Genomic DNA, 12,032 nt, shown 5'->3' on the forward strand with positions numbered 1-12,032 from the left:
TCGACTGCTGTAGCGCTTGCGGGCCGCAGTCCCTCGGGGGCCTGCGGCCCGTTCGTCAGACGGTGGCTTGACACTGTTGCGTACGGACGAACTTCTCAGGCCCGAGTCCTGGCCCGGAGGAAAACGAGAGATCGCTGCGAGGTTGATGGATCTCAAGCGGTTCTCAGGGGCGGGTGGCGCCAAAGTAGTCGCCCTCGGGCATGGCGTTGGCCAGGGGGACGACCTCGACGTTCTTGCCTGTGCGTGGGGCGTGCAGGACGTTGCCATCGCCGGCGTAGAGAGCGACGTGGTAGATGGATTCCGCGCTGCCGTGGGACCAGAACAGGAGGTCGCCGGGCTTCAGATCTGCGCGCGCGACGGGGCGGCTGGAGGTGGCCCCGAACTGTGGTGCGGCGGTGCGTGGAAGTTGGGTGCTGGGCCAGTAGGCGTACTGGACGAGCGATGAGCAGTCGAAGCCGGCGGTGCGCGATGCGGAGCATGATCCGTTGAGGTATCCGTTCACGCCGTCGCAGAAGCCGGTGGTGGGGCCTGCGGGGCTGCCGCCGCCCCAGGAGTAGGGGGTGCCGAGGCGAGTGCCAGCTCGCCGGAGGGCGTCCGGGCCGTTGCCCTTGCCGGAGACCTGGAGCCGACCCTGTCCCTCGAACCGCGGGATGGAAGCGAGGATGGCCTGGACATAGTCGTAGGTCTCGCCGCCCGCGAACGACCTCGGTGGGACGCCGTCGTATTCGTCGACCCATCCCCACCCTGCGTTGTATCCGGCGAGGGCGAGCGCGCGCACGTCACCGGAGTATCCGGAGCGCTTCGCGGTCTGTATGAGGGAGCACATCATGCGGCCTTGTGCGATGACCGCGTCGCCGATGTCCCAGGGCGAGTTCTGGCCGTTGCCGTCGGAGTCGCGGCCCCAGCTGGTCCAGGTGTCGGGCATGAACTGGGCGGGTCCTTGGGCGCCGGCGTGGGAGGTGGCTTCGTCGCGGCTGGTCTTGAATTTCGATTCCTGGTAGAGCTGGGCGGCCAGCAGTGCCGGGGTGATCTCGGGGTCGGGGCACTCGGCGTCCGCTCGCAGGATCCATTCGCGGAACTCTTGAGGGACGCCCTGAAGGCCGTGGCCGCCGTCGGTGCCGACCGCGGCGGCATTGCTTTCGGCGGCTATGAACAGCATCGCTCCGCCCACAACCAGCGTGAGCAGTATCATGATCGCCCCGGTGATGCCGGCGAACACCTTCACTCGTCATCCCCCACTGCGTGTCTCGGTTGCCGTCCGACTGTGGCCACGGGCCCGGATTGCCGGCTCGCGAGGCGTGTTGACATGTGCCCTATACGAGCTCGGGCCGGGCTTTAGGCGGAGTCGCGTCTCACGTAGTGTCAGATCGCATTGGATCGCCGCCGGTTCGCACAACGAAACGTCGACCGATGCGTTTCGGACAGTGGAATGCAGCCCGGTGGTCGAGGTTGTTGCGAGCCCCGCGCGAGTGGTGGCTGACTACGGGGGTTGACGCGCCGGGGGGTGTGTCGGTCGCGTGGTGTGGCTGCTGTCGCCCGTCGGGATAGTGAGACATCTGTGACCTGCCTTCAGCACCGTGAGTCGGGCTATTGCAGGCACGCTAGCCTCAGCTGTCCCACGGACCAAAGATCGTGGCTGAAAAGCGTTTGTTTAGGGGGGAGTTGTGGCGTGATTGCGCATCCGATGGCATCACTTCAGGAGGGCCGGGAGGCCGCCCCGCTCCGGTACGCCCTGATTCCCGTGCAGGGGTACGGCATTGCAGAGGCGACCGTAACCATGATGCTGGACGAGGATTCCGGCGGGGCGCAGGCGAGGGTCCTGGGGCCGACCGAAATGCTTCCGTACGGCGCGCAGCCGGTGCTGGTGGCCGATACGACCGTGTACGGCGCGACACGCGTCGAGGAACTGCTGCGGCGGTGGGGGGCCCTGCCGAAGCCGTGGCTGGTGTTGGTCTCCGACGCACCGGTTCGGCCGGTGGCCGATGCCCGCTACCTGGTGCGTGCCCTTGAGGGGCGGCTGGCCGGGGTGGTGCGGGTGGCGTATCTGCCGGTCCTGCGCGCGGTCAAGGGGCCCGAGGAGGCCCTGGAGCTCAAAGACGTTCAGGCCGCAGCGGCGAAGCTGCGGCGTGCGATGGAAGGAAACTGACGATGAATGACATGTTCACCCTTGCGGGCGACCTCATCGTGGCTGCTGACGGTATTCCGGATGCCACGCCGACGAAGATCCCGGGGCTCAGCCCTGCCATTTCCGAGATCTTCGGGTACGGCATGTGGCTGATGATCCTGGCCGGGGTGGGCGGCACGGGCTACGGCGTCTTCAAGCTGGCGGTCTCCGACAAGAGCCGCGGCGGCGGGGGCAGCGAGCCCTTCAAGTGGATGGGGGGCGGGGTGGCCTGCATTCTGCTGGCCGGATCCCTGATCACCATTCTCAACGGCATCGCGGCGTAGGCGGCGGGTCGTGTCTCGTACGAGGGGAACATGGAACAGCGCGGGCGTGTGGGTGGCGGGCGTCGCGCTCGCCGCCGTACTCGGCCTGACCGGCTACTCGCTGCTCAGCGGGGACGAGGCCGGGTCGGGCACGCCGGCGGCGAGTACACCCGCCCCGGGCGCCGCCGGGCAGGCGACACCGAGCCCGGTGACGACGTATGCCCCGCCCAAGGACTGGAGCGAGCCTCAGCGCTGGGCGGTCCTGCCGCGCGGTCAGAACACCGACATCCACGGCAGCAAGGTCGGCTACCCGCACACGAAGGAGGGGGCCATCGCCATGCTGCTGGAGGGCAACAAGACCTCCATCGGCGATGGCAGGACGGGCAGGACGGAGCAGCTGCGGGTCTACCACTCGTACTTCGCCAAGAGCGACCAGAGCGACGACAGGAAGCGGCTGATCGAACAGCAGGGCAAGGGGGTGGATGATCGGCTGGCGCAGCAGGCGGGCGTGAGTCCGGGCTCGCCCCTGCCGGCCGGCTCCTACCAACGCGTGACCCCCATCGGCTTCAAGATCGTCACCCAGTCGAACGACGAGGTCGCCGTGTGGGTGCTGTCCAACGCCACCTCCCGCTTCGGTGAGACAGCGAAGGAGGGCGGTGCCTACAGCCGCACGCTGGTGGCAGCGCAGTGGGTCGACAACGACTGGAAGCTCACGGTGGAGGCGGGGGTGCGTGCCTTCAAGGAGGTCAAGGGCAAGGAGCAGCCGCAGATCGTCGCTCCGGGGGACGCCCAGTTCAACGCTGCTGGGTGGACCGCGCTGCGGGAGGCCTCGTGAGACGTCGGCCGATTCTGCTCTTCCTCGCCCTGATAGCCGCTCTGGGTCTCGCGGTGTCCGTGTCGACGACGGCGATGGCAGCGCCCGAGGATCCTCCGAGCACGACCAAGGTGATCGTCGAGACCATCTGTGACGTCGGGTCGGGTGGATCCGTCGGCATGCTCGTGGAGCTCGTGTCCGACATCAGCAGTGATGAAGCGTGCGGTCTGGTCGCCAAGGCTGTCGACAAGGTGGTCAACGAGGCTTGGGAGTCCATCAAGAACAGTCTCTTCGGCGACTTCACAGTGGCCTGTCAGGACGTGACGAGATGGCTGCTCAAGAAGGCATTCACCTTCGTGCTGTTCACGCCGTCCATCGACCTGAATGCCACGACCCTGTGGGACGGTGAGAGCAGTCTTGCGGGCATGCTGATGTGGGTCGGTCTGCTGGTGGCCGTCGGCGGCTTGATGTGGCAGGTCGGAAGGATGGCGCTCACCGGGCAGACCAAGCAACTCGGCAGGTCCATGACGGGCTGGGCCGAGAACGTCGTGCTGTCCGTGGCCGGGCTGTTCCTGTTCGTGCTGCTGCTCAGGACCTTGGACACGGCGACCGCAGGAATCGTCGAATCGGCGATCGGCGATGCGAACGCGACCTGGGAAAAACTCGACCGCGCCATGGTTCCGGACACTGCGAACCCGATTCACGCCGCGGGGATCGTGGCGATTCTGCTGCCGGTCACGTTCCTCCAGATGGTGTCGATGTTCCTGCGGGAGGCGGCCATCCCCATCATCTGCCTCATGCTGCCCATCGCCGGTGCCGGCCGAATGGGCGGGGACACCAGTCGGCAGTGGTTGCCCAAGCTGATCTCCAGCGCCCTGGTGATCGTCTTCTACAAATTCCTCCTGGCCATCATCATCTGCGCCGGCTTCACACAGATGGGTGCGCCCGGCCTGCTCGAATGGTTGCGCGGCCTCGCGACCTTGGTGCTCGGGCTCATCGCACCCATCCCGCTCATGAAGGTGTTCATGCCCTTCGGCATGGCGGTGGGAGGCGGTATGGCCGGCGGAGGCGGAGCCAGTGGTGCCCTCGCCGGGGCGGCGGGCTACTTCGCCGGCAAGGGCGGCAAGCAGGACGGCCCGTCCTCGCCGCCGCCCCCGAGGCCCGACGCCTCCTCCTCTTCCCAGCCGCCCTCCCCGCCGCCCCCGGGGCCGCCGTCCGCGGTGGAGCGCGCCCAGTACGTCGAGCAGAGCATGGGTCGCCAGGGCGGCAACGGCGACGAGGACAGCGGAGCCGGAAGTCCGGTTCCCGCCCCGCGCGGAGGTGGGCCGAGCAGCGCTCCTGCCGAGGCCGAAGCCACGGGTGCCGAAGCCTCGGGTACTGCGGGCGCGGCCGCCGGTGGCCCGGCGGCGATTGTGCTCGCGGCCAGCATTCAGGTCATCGACGGGGTCAATGACGCCATCCAGCACGCCAGTAGCGACGCAAGCGGGGGACAGCAGTGAGTGCACACGAGGTACCCAAGACCTTGATGGTCGAGGGTTTCCGTGCCCGGCATTCCTTCGGACTCGGTGGGCTGTCCAAGGGCGGCACGATCATCGCGGCCCTGGTGCTGCTGGCGGACGGCCTCATCGGTGTCCAGGCCCCGGCCACGCTGCTGCTCACGCTGCCGATGACGGCCATCGTGCTCGGGCTGGCCGCCGCGCGTCGGCACGGCATGCCCGCGCTGGTCTACTACTGGGCGAAGGTGTCCTGGAGGAGGGCGGCCCGCTTCGACGCCACCTCCTTCCGGCGGGTGCTGCTGCCCTACCCGTACGTGCTGGACCTGCCCGGAGTGGGCGCTTCCTCCACCCTGATCAAGGCGCACGACCCGACCACGGGCCGCGACGTCGGTGTCGTCCACGACCGGGCGACTGGTCGGATGACCATCAGCACCCTGCTGGCGCCCGGTGGGAGCCTGATGGCGCCCACCGGGGCGGTGCAGAGCAGCCTGCGCACCTGGTCGTCGGTCCTGGACTCGATGAGCACGGATGAGCAGATCAAGGGCGCCTCGGTGACGGTGCAGATCACCCCGGGCGCCGGCGAGGCCCTCGGCGACGACGTGAGGGCCCGAAAGGATCCGAACGCCCCGAAGTTGGCGAAGCAGCTGATCGACGAGCTCGTGCGTACGACGCCGCACGCGACCGCGTCGGTGGCGCCGTGGATGTCGGTGACGGTGGATCCCAGCGCCGCAGCGAGCCCGCCGACCGACCTCGCCGAACAGGTGGGGGAGGCCCTCAAGGTCGTCGACTCGATCGACCTGTCCGGCACCGGCACCGACATCGAGCGTCGGGCAACCGACATCGACCTGCGCCGCCTGGTGCGCAGTGCGTACGACCCGGACGTCTTCAATGCCCGCGACGCCGATTTCGCGGACCTGTCGTGGTCGGAGTGCGGGCCGCAGGCCGCCGACGACGGCTGGGAGGAGTACGCGCACGACGGCGGTGTGTCGGTGTCGTGGGTCCTGCGGGAGTTGCCGCGCCGCCCGATCCCTTACAGCGTGCTCCTGCCCCTGCTGGCGCCCGGCCGTTTCCAGCGGCGCATCACCCTCGCCTACCGGGTCCTGGATCCCCGTGAGGGGGAGGCGGTGCTGGAGCGGGAGATCAGCCACGCCTACCAGCGCGAGCAGGCGACCGCCGAGATCAAGGGCCGCGCGAAGTGGTCTCAGCGGGCCGATTCCCGGCGTGCGGAGCAGGCAGCCGCCCAGATGGCGGGCGGCGCCCAGGTCGTGGACTGGACGCTCATGGTGACCGTCACCGCCCGCAGCACGGCCGAACTGCCCGCTGCCCGCCAGGAGCTGGAGCGCGCGGAGAAGGCGACGCGTGGGATCCGCATGCGCCTGGCCTACGGCGCCCAGGCCGCCGTCTTCGCGGCCGGGCTGCCGCTGGGCTACAACCCCCTTGTGAAGGACTGACGAAGCGATGGCACGCAAGCCGAAACCGCCGGTGGTGACCACGCCGAAGCGGGTGACCCGCGCGTCGGTCGAACAGGGCCCGACCCGCCAGGAACGGCAGGTCGAGAAGAAGCTCAAGGGGCGTTTCGCGCCGCGTCTGGGCTGGGGCGGCCGCTTCGGCGGCCGCTCCCCGGTCGAGGACACGGGCACCGTCTACACCGGCCCCACCGTCCAGGCCGGCGGGATATACCCGTTCCTCCTCGGCTCCGGGCTGCCACCGCGCGGCGTGCCGGTCGGACGGGACCTCCTCACCGGCGAGCTGGTGTGTGTCGACCCGTCCGGCTGGACCGGAAAGCTGACGACCAACCCGGGCGTCTGGGTGATGTCCCAGCCGGGCGCCGGGAAGAGCGCGCTGGTCAAACGCGTCTGCCTGGTGTACTCGGCGTACGGGCACATGGTGTGCGTCCCCGGGGACGTCAAGGGCGAGTACTCCACGCTGATCTCGGAGCTCGGCGGATCCGTGGTCCGCATCGGGGACGGCATCGGCCGCCTCAACCCCCTCGACAGCGGCCCGCTCAAGGGCCGCGTCCAATCCCTGCCCACCGACCGGCGCCAGTCCCTCCTCGACGTCCTCAACGGGCGTCGGCTGGAAACCTTGGTCGCGCTGCTGTCGACCAAGCACGGGCTGGGGCGCTCGCCGGACGAGATCGAGCGCAGCGCCCTGGACACGGCCGTCCACCTCGCCTCCGACGGCCAGGAGTCGGGCAGTGACCCGATCATCTCCGACGTCGTACGAGTACTGCGGGCCGCGCCGGAGGAGCTCCGTGCGAAGCTGACCGCCGACGGCGAGCGGTACCAGGACCTGACCCGCTCGGTCATCGCCGGGCTCGACAACCTCATCGGCGGGCCTCTGCGGGGTCTTTTCGACGGCCCGACCACCACCCCCCTCGACATCAACGCCCCCGCGGTGTCGGTGGACATCAGCGCCCTGCGGGCCCGCGGCAACGACGTCGTCTCCGCAGGAATGATCGCCACGTGGGCGTACACGTACTCCTCGATCGACTCGGCCCGCTCGATCGGCCTGATGGACCGCAAGCTGGTCCTCCCGATGGACGAGATGTGGCGGGCGCTGCGGTCCGGTCCCGGCCTGGTCGACGCGATGGACGCGATCTCGCGGCTGAACCGCACCACCGACGACGTGACGATCTACGTGACGCACTCCCTCCTCGACGTCGAGGCCCTGCCGACCGAGCAGGACCGGGCCAAGGCCCGAGGGCTCATGGACCGCTGCGACACGTGGGTGATCGGGGCCTCGTCCGAGGAGGAGCTTCGGCGCGTCACCGGAAAGCGGTCCCTGACCGAGCAGGAACGCATGATGATCGGCTCCTGGTCATCGGCCACCTCCACCGGCCTGGACATCGACCCCACCGTCTACGACGACGAGGAGGGGGCCCGGCCCGTCGAGGAGGAAGGCACCCGCCACCCCGGGCGCGGCAAGTACCTGATCAAGATCGGTACCCGTCCGGGAATCGCAGCCGCCCTGGAGCTGACCGGTACCGAGAAGCGGCTCTACCGCACGGACACCAACCAACGACGTGCAACCACCACCTCGGGGGGCAGCCGATGATGACCGAGAACGACAGGATGTGGGCCTTCGGGGGCACCCTGTTCGGCGGTGCGGTGACCTTGGCCGCCGCCTCCTGGGCGGGGGCCGCGGCGGGCGCGGTGCTGACCGGGGAGGAAGTCGCCCCCCTATCCCCGGTGACCGTCTACCGCATGGCCACCGAGTGGGCATCGGTGTGGCCCCACTCCCAGACCGCTTCCGCGATCGGCGCCGGCCTCTTCGACGTCGCCGTCGTCGTCCTGGTGGTCTGGGGTCTGCGGGTCTGCCTGAAGTGGTTCCGCAACGGCAGCAGCCTGGCCACCCTGCACCAGGTGCGCGAGCTCGCGCCCAAGGGGGCGGCCCTCTCCGCAACCCGGCTGCGGGCCTCCCTGAGGGACGTGAAGCCGAGGGAGCTCGCGGCCCGGGACCGGGGCGTGCTGCTGGGCGACCACCTGCCGTCCGGTGTCGAGCTGCGCGGGAGCGACGAGGACACCTACGTCGCCATCATGGCGCCGCGAGCCGGCAAGTCCACCGCGCTGGCGATCCCGGTCGCCGACGAGGCACCGGGCGCCCTGTTGATGACCAGCAACAAGGCCGATGTCTACGCGGCGACTCTTCGCCGTCGCGGCCAGATCGGTGAGACGTTCCTGTTCGACACCCAAGGGGTGGCGCAGGCCGAGCGGGGCGTTTGGGTCGATCTCGTGGCCCAGGCCGAGACCCTGGAAGGCGCCGAGCGCCTTGCCGGGCACTTCGTCAATCAGATCACGTCCGAGCAGGGCGACCCGTTCTGGAGTCAGGCTGCCGGAGACCTCCTCACCGGCCTGTTCCGGGCCGCGTGGTGGGAGGGGGCCACCATTCGAGAGGTGATGCAGTGGCTCTCGGACCCGAAGGAGAAGGCCCCGTTGCGCGTGCTGTACCAGCACGAGGCGGTCCTCGCCGAGCAGGTCGACTCCTCGATCAACATCGCCGAGGAAACCCAGTCGGGCATCTACCAGAATGCCCGAACCGCCATGAGCGCGCTGCGAGATGAGAAGGTCCTCGCGTGGGTCACCCCCGACAAGGACAGGCCGCGCTTCGACCCCGAGGCCTTCGCCACCAGCAAGGACACGCTGTACCTGCTGAGCAAGAAGGGCGGCCCGTCCTCGGCGCTGGTCGCCGCGGTCGCCGACGCCGTGTTCACCGCCGGCACCGAGGCGGGCGAGCGCAACGGCGGCCGCCTGCCCGAGCCGATGCGCGCCGTCCTGGACGAGGCCGCCAACATTTGCAAGATCGGCGACTTGCCCGATCTCTACAGCCACCTCGGATCCCGAGGCATCACACCGATGGTCATCCTCCAGTCCTACCGTCAGGGCGTGAAGTCCTGGGGGGAGGTCGGCATGGACTCGATGTGGTCGGCCGCCACGAAGAAGATCATCGGTGTGGGTATCGACGACGCGAAGTTCGCGCAGGACATCTCCACCCTGACCGGCGCGCACTACGTCGAGCGCGGCTCCTACTCCAAGGGGAAGGAGGGCTACTCACGCAGCTACAGCGAGCAGCGCGAGCAGGTCCTCGACCCCGCCGAGATCCGCGCCATGAGGAAGGGCACAGCGCTGCTGATGTCGACCGGCATGCCCGTTGCCCAGATCGCGCTGAGGCCCTGGTACGCCGAGAAGGCCATGGCGCACATCGGACCGCAGATGAAGGAAGAGGAGGCGGCGATCACCAAGCGCGCCGTCGCCGCGTACGAGCAACGGAAGGCCGCACGCCGTGGCTGATGACGAAGGACTGCCCGACTTCGACGTGCCGGTCGGACTCTTCCAGGACCTGGAGGACCTCAAGGCGACGGTCGCTCACCTGTCCAGCCAGATCCAGCAGCTGACCTCAGGAGTCGGCGATGACGGCGACGACGACGCGGCCGACGGTGATGAACCCGAGGACGAGGAGGAGCAGTTTCCTCCCTTCATCCTGCTGCTCGACCCCCCGCAGTACGACGATGAACTGCGGCTGCTGATCGAGTGGGTGGAGGGCGTGCTGGTGCCCGGCTACCTCGCCGAACCAAGCTCCGACGCCCGCTGGTGTCACGTGTGGTTCGAGCACCCAGTCGCCGTGGCCCGCCTGCACGCCGTGTGGCTGGCCTGGCAGGAACTGACGGACCCGGCCACCTGTGGATACACCGGCCCCAGCACATGGCACAGGGACCACCTCGACCCCTGTCTCAGGGAGCTCCGCCCCTCCACCGGACCGTTCGCGGGTTGCACGAAGTCCGAGCACCAAGTGGCTCACCGACTGCCCAGCATCGTGCCGAGCGCATGGAGCCACTCCGAGGACTGACCGGTCGGCGGCCGCAGGGTCCAACGGATTCGCGGCCGCTGCCAGCCTGCCCTGGTCCCCTGGCAGCCCTTTCGATCCCCGTTACCGCAGCGGGCCCGTCCCCGCTCCGGGACAGGCTCGCTTGTGGCGGCGGTTCAGCGCTGGAGCAGCGTCCTCGCGCGGTCGTGCAGGTCCCGGGCCAGCGGGTTGGTGGTGCGCGGCGCGACGGTGGAGATCAGGGTGCGGACTCGGTCGTCGCACCGCCCGGACTGCACGTGCGGGTAGTCGTCTAGGACCTTGCCCCAGGTGGTGACGGCTTCTTCCATGCGGCCGGCCTGCCATTGTCGTTCGGCGAGCATGGCGTTGTACCGGACACGTGTCCGGCGGTGGGTCGGCTCGCGGAGCCGGTCGGCGAGTTCCATGGACTCGATCGATCCGGTGATGTCGCCCAGCTCGTACCGGACCTGACCGATGTGGTAGCTGAGCGCGCTCGGGTTGTAGGACCCAAGGGCCTTGGCCCGCGACTCGGCCTTCTCCATGGCGGTCTCGGCCGTCTTGATGTGGGCGAGGGCGGCCGGCCGGTCACCGTCCTGAGCGGCGGCGTGCGCCTGCTGTCCGGAGAGGAACGCGAGCATTCGCGGCCCTGCCTGTGGGGACGCCGACGATGCTGATTCCGCCAGCCGCACCGCCTGTCGGGTGTGCCCGAGGTCCACGGCCTGCACGCTCATCCCTCTCAGGGTCGTGCAGTACGTGAGGTGATCGCCGGCCCGCAGGGCAAGGTCCAAGGCCTTCTCGTAGTACCGCTGCGCGAGGCCGTCCTCACGTTCGTCCATCGCCATGAACCCGGTCAGGTAGAGGTGGTCAGCGGCCGCCGACAGCATCGCCTTCCGCACCGGTTCCGACGCCTGCGCCTTGAGGTGCGGGATGATCGTATTGACGAGGAGCGCGGCCGCCATCGGCCGGGCCATACGGCCGCCGTACTCGTCATCCAGGGTGCTGATGCGTTCCGTCAGCGCGATCACCGTCTCCACTTCGGGCATGCCGATGCGGGCGTGCGGGTCAGAATCCAGCCGGGACAGGCGCGCGGTGATCTCCTGCCAGCCGGGAACCGCAAGGGACGCCGAGAACACGATGCCCCTGATCGTGGTCCGCCTTGACGGGTCCATATCAGCCCTCCCCAGATCCATCAGCCCTTCCACGGTATCCGCCGGCTTGTCCGTCAGGTCAGGGGCGGCGGCGAATCCGGCTTCGTGCGCGGTGATCGGCCGCCCGAGACGTCGCGACAGCGCCTCCAGGATCAGAGGGCGCACGGCCGGGCGAGGGAGGGCACCGGTCATCCAGTGACGCACTGACGACTCGTCATAGCCGAACTCGCGGCCCTGCTCGCGGGCGACGCGGGACACGGCTCGGATGAAGTCGCCGTTGGTCCAGCCCGTCTCGATGAACAGCCTGGTCAGAGCTTCATTCGGAGTGCGCTCGCGAGTGGCCACAGTGCAAGTCTCCCCGGAATTCAAGGTGTTCAAGGCCTGCTGTCGGCACCACCGTACTCACTTTGCGTGCTCGGCGGTTCACTCGATACATGCCATCCAGGGTGGAGAAGTCCCGGGTGGCGCACGCACCCGCCGAGCGGCGGTTCGCGCGGCCCTGCGCGAAGCGCGGGCCGCTGCGTCAAATCGATTCAGGGAGGCGACGTCAATGACTCGACAGACCGGCGCGGAGCCCGCCGGCTTGCAAGCCCCGTACCGGGTCGGGGAGTGGGTGAGGGGCTGGACCCTGCCCGACTCCGGCGGCCACGAGCAGCCCGAGGAGTGCGAAGGGGAGGTGGTCCAGGTCGGATCCGGCTGGGACGGCGTGGACGCCCACATCGCCTACCTGTGGGTACGAATGGCGTCCGGACGAGAGCAGCGCCTGGCCGTACGGGGCTCGGCTCGTACGGATCGGCCCGAGCCCTGAGCGGGCACGCCCGGCTG

General features: G+C 69.1%; 11 protein-coding genes. 9 read left to right on the forward strand and 2 right to left on the reverse strand.

Translation table 11 applies throughout. The features are described from left to right. Window positions 1-163: 163 nt before the first annotated feature. Window positions 164-1,225, reverse strand: a complete 1,062-nt coding sequence (locus tag NOD94_RS04745; RefSeq protein ID WP_281204412.1) for an NlpC/P60 family protein — start codon at window positions 1,223-1,225, stop codon at window positions 164-166. 444 nt (window positions 1,226-1,669) lie between these two features. Here NOD94_RS04745 and NOD94_RS04750 point away from each other — a divergent pair, with 444 nt between their 5' ends. From NOD94_RS04750 to NOD94_RS04785, 8 genes are read left to right on the forward strand one after another with little or no spacing between them, the layout of a single operon-like run. Beyond that, a complete protein-coding gene (locus NOD94_RS04750; protein ID WP_281204413.1) occupies window positions 1,670-2,146 on the forward strand; it encodes a hypothetical protein in 477 nt (158 codons plus the stop codon). A 2-nt stretch (window positions 2,147-2,148) separates the two neighbouring features. Then, complete coding sequence (locus NOD94_RS04755; RefSeq protein WP_281204414.1) at window positions 2,149-2,448, forward strand: hypothetical protein; 300 nt, start codon at window positions 2,149-2,151, stop codon at window positions 2,446-2,448. 10 nt (window positions 2,449-2,458) lie between these two features. Next, window positions 2,459-3,262, forward strand: coding sequence for a hypothetical protein (locus NOD94_RS04760; RefSeq protein WP_281204415.1), 804 nt, complete (start codon window positions 2,459-2,461; stop codon window positions 3,260-3,262). Further along, on the forward strand, window positions 3,259-4,740 hold the full coding sequence (locus tag NOD94_RS04765; protein ID WP_281204416.1) for a hypothetical protein: 1,482 nt from the start codon (window positions 3,259-3,261) through the stop codon (window positions 4,738-4,740). The genes NOD94_RS04760 and NOD94_RS04765 overlap by 4 nt, the downstream gene beginning before the upstream one ends. After that, complete coding sequence (locus tag NOD94_RS04770; RefSeq protein WP_281204417.1) at window positions 4,737-6,188, forward strand: SCO6880 family protein; 1,452 nt, start codon at window positions 4,737-4,739, stop codon at window positions 6,186-6,188. Before NOD94_RS04765 ends, NOD94_RS04770 begins: the two co-directional genes overlap by 4 nt. Window positions 6,189-6,195: 7 nt before the next feature. After that, a complete protein-coding gene (locus tag NOD94_RS04775; RefSeq protein WP_281204418.1) occupies window positions 6,196-7,794 on the forward strand; it encodes an ATP-binding protein in 1,599 nt (532 codons plus the stop codon). Then, window positions 7,791-9,527, forward strand: coding sequence for a type IV secretory system conjugative DNA transfer family protein (locus NOD94_RS04780; protein WP_281204419.1), 1,737 nt, complete (start codon window positions 7,791-7,793; stop codon window positions 9,525-9,527). The genes NOD94_RS04775 and NOD94_RS04780 overlap by 4 nt, the downstream gene beginning before the upstream one ends. Continuing rightward, complete coding sequence (locus NOD94_RS04785; RefSeq protein WP_281204420.1) at window positions 9,520-10,083, forward strand: DUF4913 domain-containing protein; 564 nt, start codon at window positions 9,520-9,522, stop codon at window positions 10,081-10,083. The genes NOD94_RS04780 and NOD94_RS04785 overlap by 8 nt, the downstream gene beginning before the upstream one ends. A 134-nt stretch (window positions 10,084-10,217) precedes the next feature. Here NOD94_RS04785 and NOD94_RS04790 read toward each other — a convergent pair whose 3' ends face one another. Continuing rightward, complete coding sequence (locus NOD94_RS04790; protein ID WP_281204421.1) at window positions 10,218-11,552, reverse strand: tetratricopeptide repeat protein; 1,335 nt, start codon at window positions 11,550-11,552, stop codon at window positions 10,218-10,220. A gap of 205 nt (window positions 11,553-11,757) precedes the next feature. On the opposite strand from NOD94_RS04790, the gene NOD94_RS04795 reads away from it, so the two are divergent. Further along, a complete protein-coding gene (locus NOD94_RS04795; protein ID WP_281204422.1) occupies window positions 11,758-12,015 on the forward strand; it encodes a hypothetical protein in 258 nt (85 codons plus the stop codon). Window positions 12,016-12,032: the final 17 nt, after the last annotated feature.

It is taken from the genome of Streptomyces sp. Isolate_45 (genome assembly GCF_024721315.2).
In the GTDB taxonomy this organism is placed as follows: Bacteria; Actinomycetota; Actinomycetes; order Streptomycetales; family Streptomycetaceae; genus Streptomyces.